Annotated in this window: 11 protein-coding genes and 2 pseudogenes; 4 read left to right on the top strand and 9 right to left on the bottom strand. The window is 63.9% G+C overall.

The window, feature by feature from the left end; genetic code table 11:
- Positions 1 to 21 precede the first annotated feature (21 nt).
- Complete coding sequence (locus tag FHT02_RS04810) at positions 22 to 825, top strand: class I SAM-dependent methyltransferase (protein WP_184084941.1); 804 nt, start codon at positions 22 to 24, stop codon at positions 823 to 825.
- A gap of 23 nt (positions 826 to 848) precedes the next feature.
- On the opposite strand, the gene tgt is transcribed toward FHT02_RS04810, so the two are convergent.
- Positions 849 to 1,988: a tRNA guanosine(34) transglycosylase Tgt gene (gene tgt, locus FHT02_RS04805; RefSeq protein ID WP_184084939.1), complete on the bottom strand. Its 1,140-nt coding sequence runs from the start codon at positions 1,986 to 1,988 to the stop codon at positions 849 to 851.
- A 94-nt stretch (positions 1,989 to 2,082) separates the two neighbouring features.
- Between tgt and FHT02_RS04800 the strand changes: the two genes are divergently transcribed.
- Complete coding sequence (locus tag FHT02_RS04800) at positions 2,083 to 2,646, top strand: cupin domain-containing protein (protein WP_246352188.1); 564 nt, start codon at positions 2,083 to 2,085, stop codon at positions 2,644 to 2,646.
- Positions 2,647 to 2,657: 11 nt separating this feature from the next.
- Positions 2,658 to 2,813 (top strand): hypothetical protein, encoded by a 156-nt coding sequence (locus FHT02_RS04795; RefSeq protein ID WP_184084936.1) that lies wholly within the window; start codon positions 2,658 to 2,660, stop codon positions 2,811 to 2,813.
- A 2-nt stretch (positions 2,814 to 2,815) separates the two neighbouring features.
- Here the strand turns inward: FHT02_RS04795 and FHT02_RS04790 are convergent, their stop codons facing one another.
- From FHT02_RS04790 to FHT02_RS04780, 3 genes are all read right to left on the bottom strand, one after another.
- Entirely contained in the window at positions 2,816 to 3,460 is a 645-nt protein-coding gene (locus FHT02_RS04790; RefSeq protein WP_184084933.1) for an HAD-IA family hydrolase, read from the bottom strand.
- Positions 3,453 to 4,433 (bottom strand): cation diffusion facilitator family transporter, encoded by a 981-nt coding sequence (locus tag FHT02_RS04785; RefSeq protein WP_184084930.1) that lies wholly within the window; start codon positions 4,431 to 4,433, stop codon positions 3,453 to 3,455. The genes FHT02_RS04790 and FHT02_RS04785 overlap by 8 nt, the downstream gene beginning before the upstream one ends.
- A 98-nt stretch (positions 4,434 to 4,531) precedes the next feature.
- Complete coding sequence (locus FHT02_RS04780; protein ID WP_184084927.1) at positions 4,532 to 5,059, bottom strand: EF-hand domain-containing protein; 528 nt, start codon at positions 5,057 to 5,059, stop codon at positions 4,532 to 4,534.
- 401 nt (positions 5,060 to 5,460) lie between these two features.
- On the opposite strand from FHT02_RS04780, the gene FHT02_RS04775 reads away from it, so the two are divergent.
- Positions 5,461 to 8,319 carry a TonB-dependent receptor gene (locus FHT02_RS04775; RefSeq protein ID WP_184084924.1) on the top strand — a complete coding sequence of 953 codons (2,859 nt, stop codon included), beginning with the start codon at positions 5,461 to 5,463 and terminating at the stop codon, positions 8,317 to 8,319.
- Between the two features lie 257 nt (positions 8,320 to 8,576).
- On the opposite strand, the gene FHT02_RS04770 is transcribed toward FHT02_RS04775, so the two are convergent.
- From FHT02_RS04770 to FHT02_RS04750, 5 genes and pseudogenes are all read right to left on the bottom strand, one after another.
- A complete protein-coding gene (locus FHT02_RS04770; protein ID WP_184084921.1) occupies positions 8,577 to 8,786 on the bottom strand; it encodes a hypothetical protein in 210 nt (69 codons plus the stop codon).
- Between the two features lie 185 nt (positions 8,787 to 8,971).
- Positions 8,972 to 11,989, bottom strand: a complete 3,018-nt coding sequence (locus FHT02_RS04765; RefSeq protein WP_343056829.1) for a TonB-dependent receptor plug domain-containing protein — start codon at positions 11,987 to 11,989, stop codon at positions 8,972 to 8,974.
- A 369-nt stretch (positions 11,990 to 12,358) separates the two neighbouring features.
- Positions 12,359 to 14,023 (bottom strand): methyl-accepting chemotaxis protein, encoded by a 1,665-nt coding sequence (locus tag FHT02_RS04760; protein WP_184084918.1) that lies wholly within the window; start codon positions 14,021 to 14,023, stop codon positions 12,359 to 12,361.
- Between the two features lie 38 nt (positions 14,024 to 14,061).
- Positions 14,062 to 14,193 (bottom strand): annotated as a pseudogene (locus FHT02_RS04755) (S-adenosylmethionine:tRNA ribosyltransferase-isomerase); the annotation flags it as partial.
- Positions 14,194 to 14,481: 288 nt separating this feature from the next.
- A pseudogene (locus FHT02_RS04750) lies at positions 14,482 to 15,917 on the bottom strand (IS1182 family transposase).
- Positions 15,918 to 16,033 lie beyond the last annotated feature (116 nt).

Here is a 16,033-nt window from a genome sequence, read left to right as displayed (position 1 = left end):
CATCCGACAGGAGAGCCTTCGATGTTCCGTCCGCTACTCGCATTCGCCTGCGTCGCAACCTTGGGAGCCGGCGGCGTAGCCGCCCAGTCGGCCCGTTCGTCCGGGGACGTAGCCGCCGCCGTTGCCGCCCCGACGCGCACGCCCGCCAACCGTGAGCGCGACCGGTACCGGCATCCGGTGGAAACGTTGAACTTCTTCGGCGTGAAGCCCACCCAAACGGTGGTCGAGTTCCTGCCCGGCGGCGGCTGGTACACCGAGATCCTGGCGCCGCTGGTCAAGGGCAAGGGCCGCTACCTCGCGCTGGTCCCGGGCGCGCAGCAGGCCGACCGGCTTCGCGCGTCGCTGGCTGGCAAGGCGGCGCTATATGGCGACACCCAGGTGCACACGCTCGATTTCGCCACCGGGGCCTCCAGCGTGCCCGCCGGGACGGCGGACGTGGTGCTCACCTTCCGCAACGTCCACAATCTGCTGATGCAGGACGATCCCGCAGTGGCGGCCCGCGCGTTCAAGGCGTTCTACGCCGCGCTCAAGCCAGGTGGCGTGCTGGGCGTGGTCGACCATCGCCTGCCAGAGGACATGGACACCGCGCGCGAGAAGACCAGCGGCTATATCAAGCGCTCCACCGTCGTCCGGCTCGCGCAGGAGGCGGGGTTCCGGCTTGCGGAGGAAAGCAGCGTCAACGCGAACGCCAAGGACACGCACGACCATCCCGAGGGCGTTTGGACGCTCCCGCCGACCTACCGGCTGAAGGACGAGGACCGCGCCAAATATGCCGCGATCGGCGAAAGCGACCGCTTCACGCTCAAGTTCGTCAAGCCGCGCTGAGGCGCCGGGCGGGGAAGGGCGCTTCAGCCCTTCTCCGCAGCGCTTCCGCGATAGGCTTGGCGGAAGCTGTTGGCGAAGGTGGCGAGCTGCCCCGCTTCGATCGCGCCGCGCAGGTCGCTCATCAGCGCCTGGTAGAACCACAGATTATGCTCGGTCATCAGCATCGCGCCTAGGATCTCGCCCGCGCGCACCAGGTGGTGCAGATAGGCCCGGCTCCATGTTCCGCATATCGGGCAGCCGCATGCCGCATCGATCGGTCCTTGGTCCTCGCTGAACTTGGCGTTGCGGATGTTGATCGGGCCGGTCCGGGTGAATGCCTGGCCGGTGCGGCCTGACCGCGTCGGCAACACGCAGTCGAACATGTCGATGCCGCGCTCCACGGCGCCGACGATGTCGTCGGGCTTGCCCACGCCCATCAGGTAGCGCGGCTTGGCTTCGTCCAACTGGCCGGGCGCATAGTCGAGCACGCCGAACATCGCTTCCTGGCCTTCGCCGACCGCCAGCCCGCCCACGGCATAGCCGTCGAAGCCGATGTCCTTGAGCGCGTCGGCGCTCGCCTTGCGCAGCCCTTCGTCCAGCGCGCCCTGCTGGATGCCGAACAGCGCCGCGCGCTCGGCATGTGCGCCGCCCGCGTCGAAGCCGTCGCGGCTCCGCTTGGCCCAGCGCATCGACCGCTCCATCGCCGCGGCCTGCACTTCGCGGGTCGAGGTGGTGGGGACCAGTTCGTCGAACGCCATGACGATGTCGGAGCCGAGCAGCCGCTGGATCTCCATCGATCGCTCGGGGCTCAGCATGTGCTTTGTGCCGTCCAGGTGAGACTTGAACGCGACGCCTTCCTCGGACCGCTTGGTCAGTTCGGACAGGCTCATCACCTGATATCCGCCGGAATCGGTCAAAATAGGCTGATTCCAGCCCATGAAGCCGTGCAATCCGCCCAGCCTGTCCATGCGTTCGGCGGTCGGGCGCAGCATCAGGTGGTAGGTGTTGCCCAGGATGATGTCGGCGCCCGACGCGCGCACGTCCTTCGGCTTCATCGCCTTGACCGTCGCGGCGGTGCCGACGGGCATGAAGGCGGGGGTGCGGATCTCGCCGCGCTGCATGGCAATCGTGCCGCGGCGCGCTTTTCCGTCGGTGTTGTGGATGCTGAACTGGAAACGGGGCATGGGCGTTGCCCTAGCGCCGCTCTGCCGGGGGAGTCGAGGGAACATGGTCAGCGAAGCCGATCGAAACTTGCGCGAAATGGCTGCGCACCGTGGCTTGAAGCTGATCCGCTCGCGGCGACGCAAGCCGGGCGGGGACTACGGTCTGTTCGGGTTGGAAGACGCCGCGGGCAAGCCTGTGCTCGGCGTGGAAGATGGTGTGTTGTCAGCCACTTATGAGGAGGTTGAGGCTTATCTGCGCGGGCGCCTCCACGCCGATTGGGCCCAATCCGCCGGCACGCCGACCAAGCGTTTTCCGCGTCGACAAGATACTGTCCAACCTCCCAAGCCCCGCTTCAAACCCGAAGTCGCCAACCTCCTGAAACCGCTACCCCCCGCAACGGACGGCGAAGTCTTCACCCCTCTCCTCGATGCCCCCAGCTTCAAGGTAGAGCGCATCGTCTCCCACGGCCAATCCACCCCCAACGATCAGCCCATGGTGCAGGACCGCGACGAATGGGTCCTCCTCCTCGAAGGCGCCGCCGGCATCCGCGTCGAGGACTCGCAAGTGATCACCCTGAAACCGGGCGATCATCTCCGCATCGGCAAGGGACAACCCCATTGGGTCGCATGGACCGCAACCGACCGCCCAACCGTTTGGCTTGCGATCCACTTGGATTGAGAGGAACAACCATGGTCACCAACCCCGGCGACGAAGCCGAACCCGGCACACCCGGAACCGGCGAAAACATCTGCCCCCAATGCAATGGCTCAGGCGAGTTCAGCGGCCGCGAATGCTCCGACTGCGCAGGCACGGGCAAAGTGATCGAGGGGATCGGCGGCGCGTAGCCTCAACTGTTCGCGGCGACGAAATCCAGGATGTCCTCCGGCACCCTGAACAACGTGTCGGGTTCATGCGCGGCGAGCACTTCCTCGCTCGCATATCCCCACAACACCGCGCCCGCGCGCATCCCGACTTCGCGCGCCGCATCGATGTCACGCGTTTCATCCCCAACCGCGAATGCTTGATCCGGAGCCACACCCAGTTTCTTAAGCACGTGGCGGAACTTGGGCGCCTTTCCGAACAGCGACGATCCGCACGCGAAAATGTCGATCCGTGCCGCATGCTGATCGCCCAGGATCAGCCGCGCATTGCGTTCGGAATTAGAGGTGACCAGCGCGATCCTGACGCCCGTTGCGGCCAATCGCTCGAGGAGATCGGGGGTGCCGGGGAAGAGTTCTATCTGATGAAAATCGCGGTGAACAAGTTTGCGAAGGTGCCGCGCAATGAGGGGCATTTTCCAGCGGGCGATGCCTAGATATCCAACCACTTCACGAGAGCTTTTGTGGCGGAGCATCGCCACTTCGGCGTCACACACGCGGCGGAAGTTGAAACGTCGCGCCAATTCGTCCGCGACCGACAGGAACCAGTCGCCGCTGTCCGACAGCGTCCCGTCGAAATCAAAGATGACCAGCCGCACCGGCCGATCAGACATGCGAAGGACCATGCAGCCGGCACTCGGCGCCTTCGCCAAGCTCGATCTGGACCGTGATATGGTCGATGCCGAAATCGTGGGCGAGCCGATGCGCAAGATCGCCAAGGAACGCGTCCCCGGGGTGCCCGCCGGGCATCACCAGATGCGCGGTCATCGCAGCCTCGGTCGTGCTCATCGGCCAGATGTGGAGATCGTGGACCCGAGCGACCCCGGGCAGCGCGACCAGCGCGGCGCGCACCGCGTCGGGATCGATGCCCGCAGGCACCGCATCGAGCACCATGGTCAACGATTCGCGCAGCAACCCCCAAGTGCTCCACAGGATCACGGCAACGATCGCCAGGCTGATCGCCGGATCGATCCATCCAGCCCCCGTCCACAAGATCAGAGCCCCGCCGATCACCACGCCCGCGGACACCGCAGCATCCGCCGCCATGTGGAGATAGGCGCCGCGGATGTTGATGTCGCCCTTGCGCCCGCCAACGAAGAGCAGCGCGGTCGCGACGTTGACGGCAATGCCCACCGCCGCCACCGCCATCACGGTGCCGCCGGCGACCGGGGGCGGCGCGGAGAACCGGCCCACTGCTTCCCAGGCGATACCCCCGACCGCGAACAGCAACAGCACCGCGTTGCCGAGCGCGGCCAGAATCGAGCTGCCGCGAAAGCCATAAGTGAAGCGTTTGGACGCGGGCCGGGTCGCCAGTTTCGCTCCGCCCCAGGCGAGCAACAGCCCCAGCACGTCGGAAAGGTTGTGCCCGGCATCGGCGAGCAGGGCGACCGAATCAGTGAGGAAGCCGGCGGTGCCCTCCACCACGACGAAGATCAGATTGAGCGCAGTTCCGATCGCGAAGGCACGCCCATAATCGACGGGTCCGTGCGTATGTCCGTGAGCATGACCATGACCATGACCATGCCCGCGCGCGTGACTATGCGCGTGGCGGTGACCAGGATCATGGTGCGGCGCGGCATCGTTCATGCGGGAAGATGTAGCGACAAATGGCGGCGATGTGCCATCCCTGCCGATCGCGGCGCGTCGGGTAGTTGTGGAAGAATCTGGTGAGGCGCCGTCGTCGGTCAGTTGCGGCGGCGGCGGCCCTTGCCGTCGCGGTCGCGGTCGCGATCTTCGCCATCGCCGATCCGCCGGGCCCGGATCGTCAGCAGCTCAGCACGAACAATGGTGCCGTCCTTGTCCGCATCATACTGGGCGAAATAGCGCCGAAAGCGCGCGAGCAGTTCGTCGACCGTGATCCCGTTGCTGCCGTCGGCGTCCACGTCGAACGGGCTGGGCAGCGCGTTGCGGTTGCCCAGCCATCGCTCTGCCCAGTCACCGAAGCGGATGTAGCCCATCGTCGTGCTGCCAGAGGCGATGGCATCGAAGGACTGGCGCACGCCCGCGTCAAATTCGGCACGCGTGACACGCGCGTCCCTGTCTGCGTCGAAGGCGGCAATCATCATGCTGACCGGTTCGGCAATGATCGTCGCGTTCCCGCCCGCCGCCTGACGTGCGCATTCGGGCGTGGCCGCGGTGCATGGCGGGGAAGGGCGGTCCTGGGCAAAAGCGGGTGACGCCAGGCCAATGCCCAGGAGAAGGAGAATGCGCATCGGCAGGGCTTTCAAAGGGGGAGACCGGGCAAGCGAGCAGTTCGGCAGGCATAGCCGTGAAGCGGCTGCCGCGTAAGCATTTCCCGCTGGTCGATGCGGTGTGACCGAGACCTTGTGCGTCAACGATGCTGCAAACTGCCGCGGAATGAAGTTTGAGCGGGTCGAGAGGTTGTCGACTACACAGGTCTGCTCGACGGTTTCGAACGCAGCCTGTTCCCACGCCTGGATCGTCAGAGTGGTGGTTACAGATATAAACAGTCGCGCAGAAGGCTCAGTCTCTCAGATTATTGCTCTACTCGTCGCATCCATAAAATAAATTGTTGAATGTTTGGCTGTCCTGGTAAATCTTACAAATTCTGAAGACACCGGGAAAACCTGGTGCGAACAGGAGAGGAAGATTGATGCACCCATCGCTCAAGGTGTGTTTGCTGCTTGGCGGCGCTTTCGCAACCGTGCCCGCCGCGGCGCAACAAGAAACGGCGGCAGCACCCGGTTCTGCCCAGACCAGCACGCTTCCCTCGGCACAGGACACCGCCTCGCCAGGCGCGGAGCTGAGTCAGGGCGAGGCGCAAACCGACGACGTGGTGATTACCGGAATCCGCAGCAGCCTTGCGGCTTCCGCACGCATTAAACGCGACGCGCAGCAGATCGTCGATACCATCTCCGCAGAGGATGTCGGCAAGTTCCCCGATGCGAACATCGCTGAATCCTTGCAGCGCATCACTGGCGTGGCGATCGACCGATCGGGCGGCGAAGGTCAGTTCATCACCGTGCGCGGGCTGGGTCCGGAGTTCAACACGGTGCTGGTCAACGGCCGTGTCATGGCGACGGACAACCCCGGCCGCGAATTCTCGTTCGACGTGCTGTCGTCCAACATGATCCAGCGTACCGACGTATTCAAGTCGAGCGTGCCCGAGCTGCAGGAAGGCGGGATCGGGGCGACCGTCAACATCATCACGGCCCGGCCGCTGGATGGCCAAAAGGGCTTTCACTTCGCGGCGTCGGCAGGTGCCATCTATGACAGGTTGCGCGAGAAGACCGGACCGGACGCCTCAGCCACGGCATCGTGGACCAACGACAGCAAGACGTTCGGCGTGGTCCTGTCGGGCTCTTACACCGATCGTTACAGCCAACTCGATTTCGTACAAACCGAAGGCTGGCTGTTCGGCCCGCAGCAGGTAGTGGCCGGCACCCCGGGCTCGACCAATCTGCCTGCCAGCGCAGTGACGAGCAGCGGGCCGATCCATACCCCGCAGAACATCCAATTCGACCGCTTTCAGGAGCGCCGCAAGCGCATCAACGTCGCGGGCGCCGTGCAGGCGCAGCTAACCGACACACTGTTGCTGACGGTGGACGGTATCTTCTCGAAGTTCGACGTGGTTACCGACCGCAATTACTTCGTCAGTTTCTATGCGCAGCCGTTCATCGGCTTGCAAACCGACGAAAACGGCACGGTGACGAGCTTCAACCGCTTCGGGCTGGATTTCCTGGCGGCCAATCCGGCGATCCAGGGCGCCGGCTATCCCGCCGGGGTGGGCGACAACATCACCGGCCCGACCAGCCGCCTGACCGAAACCTATCAGGCTGGCGGTAACCTGAAATGGAGCCCATCGGCCGATGTCGAGCTGCGGCTGGACGTGTCGCGGACGCAGGCCGTGCAGCGCAATCCCGGGCAGTTTGTCGTGGTCGGCGCGCGCACCAGCACGGCGCCCGGGTTCGACCTGAACAAGGGCAACGACCTGCCGATCGCGTCCAACCTGGGCGACATCACCAATCCGGCGATCATGACCGCCCATTATCTGGACGTATCCGACAACCGGGCGCGGGATGAAGGATCCGAATATCATCTGGATTCCGACTTCAAGGTGCATGACAGCATCCTTCAGGCGGTTCGTGTCGGCTTTGCTTATTCGGATCGGCAGAAGGTGCGGCGTTCGCTGAACAACCAGGATGGCCAGTGCGCCTATTGCGGGTACGAAATCCCGATCGATCCGGCGCTGTTGCAGCCTTACAAGCTGGACAACTTCCTGTCCGGCGCGACGGGCGCCGAAGCGGTGCCAAAGCAGTTCTTCACCTACGATCCAAACGCGATCATCGCCTATCTGTCCGATCCGGCGCGTCTGGCGTTGCCCCGTAGTGGGCGCACGGCCGAACAGCAGGCGGCCGAAGCCGCGCGGCTGTTGGCGCTGCCCGGTGGTCCTTTCGGGGTGCGGGAAAATCTGGGGAGCCGCCTGGACGTGACCGAGCGGCTGTTGGCCGGCTATATCGCGATGCAGTTCGGCGGCGAGCGCTGGACGGCGAATGGCGGTGTGCGCGTCGTGCGTACCGAAACCATTTCGCGCGGATTCGATCTGCCGGTGCTTGGAATATCGGTCACACCCGGGGACGATACGCTGCAGTTCGCCTTCGGAACCTCTACGCCGGTTTCGGTTCGAAACAGTTATGTGAATGCGTTGCCGTCGTTCAACATCAAGTACAATCTGACGGACAAGTTCGTCGCGCGTGCTGCCTTTTCGCAAACGGTAACCCGCCCGACACTGACCGATCTGGGCGTCGACAACAACTTTGGCGGCCGGGTGTCCGTGCCGCTGTCCGGCGGCGGTAATCCGTCGCTTCAGCCGTTCAAGTCGACCAATTACGACGTCTCGCTGGAATGGTATCTGTCCTCCGTCAGCTATCTCAGCGTTGGCGGGTTCTACAAGACACTGAACGACTTCCTGGAATTGCAGACGCTGCCCGTGCAACGCTTCGGCCGCACCTTCCAGGATACGCGCACGCGCAACGGGCAGACCGGCTATATCCGCGGTGTGGAAGTCGGCGGACAATATGCTTTTGACTGGCTGCCCGGCTTCGCCTCAGGCTTCGGCGTCACGGGCAATTACACCTATGTGAACAGCAAGGCGGAGCGGGACCAGGCGCTTGCCGATTATGAGTGCGGTTATAACGGGCTCTCGCCCCATTCGGCGAATGGCAGTGTCTTCTACGAGAAGTTCGGGATCTCGGCGCGTGCGTCGTATAACTGGCGCTCGGAATATCTGCGTGCCTGCCAGTCCAGCCAGGGGCGTCCGCGCAACCGATCGAGCTATGGGCAGCTCGACTTCAACCTGGGCTATGACGTCACGCCCAATCTCCAACTTTATGTGCAGGGTGTGAACGTCACCAACCAGCGCGTGCACGAATGGTCGGCGATCCAGGACCGGTTCCTGCTGCTTCAGGACACGGGCGCGCGTTATAATTTCGGGGTTCGGGCGAACTTCTGAGCCGGGGTGATGCTTTCCGTTACGGCCGGGTGATCGGCCGTGACGGCAAGCTGTCTGGCGTCCAGCTGCGACAGGTTCGCGGCCGAAACTTGTACGTCGTCGGGATAAGCAACGCGCCGTGGATGACGCACCTGCCATTTGGCGGCGCCGAAATCCGTTCGCTTGCTGCGTTATGGCTGCGGGCCGGGCAGTGATGCGTCTGTCGTCACACCACCCAGTGGGTAGCTCCCTTTAGGCCGCCAACGCCGTTGGTGCGGCTATGCCTTGCACCGCTGTGCCGCGTGCGGGAGGTGTGCAGGGGCCTGGTCGGCGGTTTCGCGCATCTGCCCGTCGGCGATGTCGATCGCTATCAGCAATTCATCGAAACAGGGCGACTCATCGACCGCGAAGGCGCGGGAGAAACCGGAACCCAGGCGTTCCAAATCACGCGCGTTGAGAAGCCCGATTGCTACGATCCGATCCGGCATGGCCCCTCCTTAATGTGCATCAAGACAACGGCGCAAGGGAGGAGAGGTTTCGGTGATGCCGGTGCCTGCGGTAAAATAGGTTGTGGACGGTGCGCGCGCCGCGCCGGCGCGTGGCGCGAAGCGCCAAAGGCAAACAACAGGAGGGCGCTCCCCGGGGACACTGTCCCGGGGAGCGGTTCCTTTGGTTACAGGCGAATGGAAACGCCTGCGACGATCTGGCGACCCAGCAGGTCGTAGCCCATGATCGTATTGCCTCGCAGCAGGCCGATGCGGCTGCGGCTGTCCGGCACGATCGGCGGGTCGCGATCGAAGATGTTGTTCGCAGCGAGGCGGAACGTCATCTGCTTGTTGATGTCGAACGTGAACGCCAGGTCGAACCAGTCATAGGCCTTGATGCCCGGGAACTGGTCGCGCTTGTCGCCTTCGGGAAGCGCCGGGATGCCGGTGCTGGCAGGTGCGTACACCGTCATCGGCATGGCGCTGCGGTGACGCCAGTTGAGCGACACGCTGGCGACACGGCTAGGCGCGGTCCAGGTGGTGCGAAACTGGTGCGCCCAGGTCGGCATGCTCTCGCCGCAACCGCTGCCGAAATAGCCGGTGCAGTCGCGCGGCGCGATGTCCGGCGCGCCCTGGCTGCCGACCAGCGTCATCAGCGTGCCGTTGAAGCTCATGTCGAGCGAACCGACATCGCCCATGCCGACATTATACTGGCCCTGGAAGTCCCAGCCGTGCGACTTGGACTGGTAGCCGTTGGTCGAACCGCGCGACACCCAGCCGGTCGCCGGGCTGGTGGTCGGCGAGCTAGACAGCGTGCCATCGGCGTTGCGCTTGATGCCGCGGCAATAATAGTCGTTGCCGGTGGTGAGGCAGCCGGTGAGCCAGTCGAGCGGATTGAAGAATTCGAGCTGATCCTCAAGGTCGATCAACCAACGATCGACGGACACCGTCAGGCCCGGAATGAAGCGCGGGCGCAGCACCACGCCGACCGTCGTGCTGTAAGCAGTTTCCGGCCGCAGTGCGAAGCCGCCTTCGCGAACGGTGCAGGCATCGTTCGGGCAGATGAGCGTCGGGCTGTTGTAGAGGTTGGTGGCCAGGCCGGTATTGGCGCACTGCTGCGGCGTCCAGGACGGCGCAACGCGCGGGCCATTCGGGTTAGACGCGTTGATCTGCGGCGCGCAGGGATCGGCATAGAAACCCTGGTTGTAGAAGATGTTGGAGGCATTGGCCGCCGCGCCGACGCCGGGCGCTGCCTGCGACTTGTTGTACGAGGCGCGGAAGGTGATGTCCGAGACGGGCGACCAGATGCCTTCGATCTTCCAGGTGCCGAACTTGTCTTCCAGGCGGTTGTACTTGGAGATACGATAGCCTGCGTTCAGCTGCAGCAGCTTCGTCCAGGACTGGTTCTCTACCAGCGGCGCCTGAAGCTCGACATTGCCTTCCAGGATGGTCTGGGTGGCACGGACGTTGGCGCCGCTGCTGTTATTCTCGCGGAAGATGTCGTTATAGTCGGTGCGGTCCATCTCCGAGCGGAACTCGGCGCCGAGCGCGATCGCCAGACCCTGCTCCGCAAAGGGCGAGGTGATGCCATACTTGCCGAGATCACCGCTCACGGTGCCGAGAAACTGCAGCAGGCGAGGAACGCGCTTGGCGATACCGCCGGTCGCGCCGCCGAACAGATACTCGTTCAACGCAGAATCGCTGTTGAACGGCGTAAAGGCGTTGAACGGCGTGCAGGTGGGATCGGTGCCGTTGACGACCGAGCGGCAGGTCGGGCGGCCATTCACGTTCACTACGTCGAGCGAACGGTTGATGTTTTCGAAGCGTGCGCGCGGCACGTCGATCGTATCAAGCTGTCCGCGCGAGATCATGCCGGCGACATCATAGGACCAGGCATTGTCCAGCACCCGGCCACGCAGGCCCGCGACGATGCGGTAGCCCGCGTTGATGAACTCCTGACGCACGAGCGGCTGGGAATCGAAGCGATAGCGCACGTCAAGCGGCGCATATTGCCCCGCCAAGCCCGCGTTCGCGCCGCACAGCGTCTGTGCCTGCGAGGCGGAGAGGAACGGGTTGTCGCAGTTCACCTGGAACGGTGTGGTGCCATAAACGGTATAGGAGTAATTGCGGTTCAGCTGCGTGTTGTACGACTTGTCGCGATAATAGAGCCCGTTCACGTACAGTTCGACGTGATCCGAGATCTCCGCGGTCAGGAAGCCACCGGCATTGATGCGGTGGAACGGTCGCTGAAACGCCCAGTCGTCATACGGATTTGCCGAGCTTCCGAAGGGCCCGCTGTTGATCGGGATGAAGGTGCCGTTGCCGTTCGGGTTGTTGACATACTGCGTACCCGCGTTCGGACCCGCCTGAGGGATGATCGTTCCGGCGGGCGTGTAGCTGGCGCGCGAGCAGGCAAGCGGCGAGGTGGGGCTGCTGGTCACCACTTCGCAGACCGCGTTCGCGCGGTCGCGCAGCTTGACCAGGGTCGACTGGCGGTAATCCGCGAACGCCGAGATGTTGACGCGGTCGTCGAACAGGTTCTTGCCCACAGCGATGCTGAGATCGGCACGAGCGCCGTCGTTGGTCATGCCGAGCGGCGAGCTGAAGCCGGCACGCTGCGCCGCATCGGTCACCGCGCTGCTGCGATTGTTGTGGTTGAAGAAACTGTAGTTTCCGTCGAGGCGGATACCTTCGAAATTCTTCTTGAGGACGAAGTTGACGACGCCGGCGACGGCATCCGACCCATAAACCGAAGAGGCGCCGCCGGTCAGCACGTCGATGCGCTCCACCAGCGCGTTGGGAATGATGCCCAGGTCGACCGAGTTGGGCAGGCCAATGCGGAGGCCGTCGATCAGCATCAGCGTGCGCTCATAGCCCAGGCTGCGCAGCTTGATGCGCTGACGCCCTTCGGAGTCGCTGAAATTCTGTTCGGAGTTCACCTGCACCTGGGGCAGGCGGTTGACCACTTCCTCGATCGTGGTCGCGCCTTGCGCGGCGATCTCGGCTGCGGTGGTGGTAACGATCGGCGCGGCCGAGCGATTGTTCGGCCGCTGGATGCGCGTTCCCGTGACGACGACATCCCGGGCGTCGTCATTCTCAACGCCGGCTTGGCCGGAATCGGCGGCAATCTTCGCCGCGGCGACCGGATCCCCGGCTGAAACTGGTGCGTCCTGCGCCGCGGCAGGCATTGCGATCAGCGCGGCCACACAAGAACTGGTGGCCAAAAGTCCCCTAAACAACATTCTATTTCCCCTTCGCTTCCCTGAAGCGTCGGGTGGATCGATGCAGCGTCGGCCGCTCCTGCTGGCCATTCCGCCACACATTGCGCGGTGAGCTATCCTGCCCATTCCGCACATGCACCGCTCCCCCAACGTCGGTACATGAATGCTGTCACAAAGGGCTGCCTTCGACAATACCAATTCGAACAATTGTTTTATAAACCTGTTCACCCGCGTTGTAGAATTTCACAGATACTAGGCGGCAAATGCCTCCCTCATCCGGCGCGGCTGCCTGGCTCCGCCGCCTCAACTACAGTCGGGGTGCCCGACGTCATTGTAGGTCTGGCGAGCTTAGCCTCAGGCGGCGCGGATCCGCTCCAGAAATCCGGCTGTCTCCGCTCGAAGCGTATCGGCTTGCCGGGAAATGTGAGCGATGGTCTCGTTCATGGCGCGAGCCAGGCTGCTGGTCACTTGGGCACCGCTGGCCAGTTCGGCCGCACGTTCGCGGACATCGTCGACATGGTCTGCGACCTGATTGGTCTCATGCCCGATTTCGAGCGTCGCCTGGCGCTGCTGCGTGATCGATGACGCGATGAACGAGGCGATCGCCGCCACTTCGTCGATCTTGCCGGCGGTTTCCGTCATGCGGGCAGAGGCGGTCGCGATCTGACCCACGATCGACCCCGTCTGCGCGCGCACATCGGCAGTGGCGTTCGACGTGCGGCTGGCCAGCGCCTTGACCTCGCCCGCGACAACGGCAAAGCCCCTGCCGACATCACCTGCCCGTGCCGCCTCGATCGTTGCGTTGAGCGCGAGGAGCTTGGTCTGGCCGGCGACTCCGTCGACGAGCTCGATGACGTCGTCGATCTTTGCCGCTTCCTCGCGAATGGCATGAATTCGCTCCGAACTGGAGCTGGCGAGCATTCGTGCGGCGTCGCTTAAGGCGGCATGTCCATCGACATGACTGGCGATCTCACCCACGCTCTGCCCCAGCTCACTTGCAGCGGTAGCGGCAAAGAGCGCCGATGAAGAGGCCGCGGTGGCGCGCTCCGCGACATCGGCGGCGGCGCCTGCGCTTTTCTCACCAATGGTGGCGAGTTGCGCAGCGGACTGGTCCAGTTCCGCCACGGCTTGCGAGAGCAAGGTCACCGCCGCGGCGACGTCCTTTTCGAATTGTGCGCCGAGTTCGAGCAGCGAAGCGCGTTTGAGTTGTTCAGCCTGACGGGAGGCGGCGATGCTTTGTTCTGCTTCACGGGCGCGCGTCTCGGCAGCGCGCCTTGCCTGCTCCTCGGCCGATTTGCGTTCCACCTCAACCCTGGCCAACTCGCTCTCGGCGAGCCGGCTGGTGGAAGTCTGCGCTTCCGCGAACACCGCCGATTGATCCACCGCAGCCTTTGCCATGATCGCATAGTAAACCAGGATCATCGGCAGGCTGACCGCGGGCCCCCCGAGCGTGACTGGCGACGAGGTAATCGCCAGTGACAGAGCGACCGGCGTGCTGAAGCCGAAATAGCCGATAGGCAGGTTCACATACATAATCAGCCCGACGGCCATCAGCGCCAACTGCACCAGGGAAACGAGGAAGATCTGCTCGCGGCTGGCATAGGCGGTAAGCGCGATGCACAGCACCGCCCAGCCTATGCCGACCAAGCTTGCGCAGATCAGATGGCATCGGGCGACCTCCTTGAGATCCTTGTCCGCCGTGCGAGTGGGAATCACGCGCCAACCCCAGATCATCGTCCCGATGATCAACAGCGCGCCGGCAATGGCGCCAGGCCGATTGGTGGAGCCCCAAAGAGCGGCGATACCCGCCGCGACGAAAACAATCGCGAGTGGCACGAGACCGCGCCAGGCATGCGTCGTGGCATCGAGCTGCCGCGCGAATACCAGCCGAACGGTCCGATCTTCCGCAATACCCATCCTGCACAGCGCCCGGACATAGCTGACCAGCAGGTTCCAAGCAGAGGGTAGAAATTTCTCGGGTTGTGCCACTTCGACGTCGCCTGCTTGCTTCTCAGGCAAGTTTAAGCGGCAATGGTTAACGCTATGATATCCGCGATTTACAAGGCGGGAGCCGGAAGAAGCAGCGATGCGTCGCCATAAGAGTAGAAGCGGTATCCACTCGCAATCGCATGCGCGTACGCCGCCTGCATCGCCCCCAGCCCCATCAGCGCCGATACCACCATGAACAGATTTTGGGCACGATGTAGGATAAGAGATACTTCTCGAGAAATCTGGCTGCTGTTTAACCCACACCCGTCAACGTCCTGAACGCGGCTGTCTTACGGACTCGAGGCTTAGCCAGCCCAGAGCATGTTGGCTGGATGCAGTTTGGCGAAGTCGCCCACCATCCGGCAGCACGCAGCGCTTCCGGCGTACCTCTCAAGGAGTGCTGTCGACGTAGCTATGTCTCGAACTGGTGGAGGCCGTGTGAGAACGGCTTTGTGCGTTGGTTGGTTGGGCGCGCGCGGCGTTGTGGTTCAGCCCTGCATTGCGGCGATGAGCCCTGGCACGTCCAGGAGCGCGATGGCGCGCTTAATGTTGTAGGCGAGGATGTGGAGGCTGGCCTCGGTTGCCACGTTCCCGAGCCTTCGTGTTTTGAGGTGGCTTCGGCCCATCCAGTCTTTCAGCGTACCGAAAACGTGCTCCACCGTTCGTCGTCGCACGCGCATGGCATCGGGCCAGCGGTCAAGCCGGGCCTGCATGGCATCGATCACCTCTTCATGCTCCCATCGTTTGATGCGTCGCTCGATGCCCGCGGTGCAGTTCGCCTTTACAGCGCAGCGGGAGCGACAGGCTGGCGTGGCATAGCCATGAAGCGTCAGACCATGTTCGAGGCTGGAGAAGCGTCGGGTCAGGGTTTAGCCGGCGGGGCAGCGATAGGTATCAGTGTCCGGCTGGTAGACGAAGTCCTGCTTGCCGAAGCGCCCCTCGGCCTTGGCGCCTGAGTTAGTGGCTTGGGGCAGATCGCCACGACGCCGTCCTTCTCGCACGCCAGCACCTCCGGGCCTGAGAAGTAGCCGCGATCGGCCAGCACGATAAGCGTATCGGCGCCGGTCGCGTCTCGCGCCTGTTTCCCCATGCTCGCCAGCGACGTGCGATCGTGGCCAAGATTGATCACTTCGTGCGCCACGACGATGTGGGTGTCCGCGTCGCCCGCCGCCTGAAGGTTGTAGCCGACAAGGCCCGTGCCGCCTCCCGCCGACGCCATCGCGCGCGCGTCCGGGTCGCTCAGCGAGATCTGCCGGTCGGGTGTGGCCGCGACCGCCTGCTCCATGGCTTCCAGGTCGCGCATTTGCCGGCGCAAGGCGTCGAGCCGCGTCGTCGTCAGCCGGGCCGTGCGCCATTCAGCTGCCTCGCCCTCCTGCCGGTCGGCAGTATCGAGCATGCCGAGATAGCGCTGGATGCTGGCATCCACCTGCTCCATCCGGTGCCGGATCGTGACAGGCGTGAAGTTCCGGTCGCGCGCATTCACCGCTCGCAGGCGGCTGCCGTCCACCGCCACCGTGCCGCCAGCGATGAGACCCAGGTTGCGGCAGACCAGGACAAAGCGCCGGCATGCCGCCTGTATCGCCGCACCATGGTTGCGGCGAAAGTCGGCGATGGTCTTGAAGTCAGGCGCGAGTTTGCCTGTGAGCCACATGCACTCGACGTTACGGCCCGCCTCGCGCTCCAGCCGCCGGCTCGACTGCACCTGGTTGAGGTAACCGTAGATGTAGAGCTTGAGCATGGTCGCCGGATGATAATTCGGTCGCCCCGTCGCGGCGGCTGCGCCAAAACCCAGCTCGCTCAAGTCCAACTCGTCCACAAACATGTCGACCACCCGAACCGGGCTGTCCGCGATCACATAATCGTCGATACAGTCCGGCAGCAGCAGCCTCTCCCGCCGGTCGCTCCCCTCGATGAAACGGCCCATCCCAGCACCTCCATCAGCGCCAGAACTCTACCACATCAGCACGTTTTCACACAGTCTCGGTGGAAAGCGGTCGGTCTGCTTTCGCGTGCGAGCCGCCGAAAGCAGACGGGCTTGTC

Origin of the sequence: Sphingomonas xinjiangensis (genome assembly GCF_014199255.1) — a bacterium.
GTDB classification, from domain to species: Bacteria; Pseudomonadota; Alphaproteobacteria; order Sphingomonadales; family Sphingomonadaceae; genus Sphingomonas; species Sphingomonas xinjiangensis.
Note: the sequence above shows the minus strand (reverse complement) of the source record. Positions and strands in the feature narration are given on the sequence as shown.

Coding starts and splice junctions, on each gene's coding strand:
- FHT02_RS04810 (WP_184084941.1), top strand. CDS start 22: ATGTTCCGTCCGCTACTCGCATTCGCCTGCGTCGCAACCTTGGGAGCC.
- tgt (WP_184084939.1), bottom strand. CDS start 1,988: ATGCCCCGTTTCCAGTTCAGCATCCACAACACCGACGGAAAAGCGCGC.
- FHT02_RS04795 (WP_184084936.1), top strand. CDS start 2,658: ATGGTCACCAACCCCGGCGACGAAGCCGAACCCGGCACACCCGGAACC.
- FHT02_RS04790 (WP_184084933.1), bottom strand. CDS start 3,460: ATGTCTGATCGGCCGGTGCGGCTGGTCATCTTTGATTTCGACGGGACG.
- FHT02_RS04785 (WP_184084930.1), bottom strand. CDS start 4,433: ATGAACGATGCCGCGCCGCACCATGATCCTGGTCACCGCCACGCGCAT.
- FHT02_RS04780 (WP_184084927.1), bottom strand. CDS start 5,059: ATGCGCATTCTCCTTCTCCTGGGCATTGGCCTGGCGTCACCCGCTTTT.
- FHT02_RS04775 (WP_184084924.1), top strand. CDS start 5,461: ATGCACCCATCGCTCAAGGTGTGTTTGCTGCTTGGCGGCGCTTTCGCA.
- FHT02_RS04770 (WP_184084921.1), bottom strand. CDS start 8,786: ATGCCGGATCGGATCGTAGCAATCGGGCTTCTCAACGCGCGTGATTTG.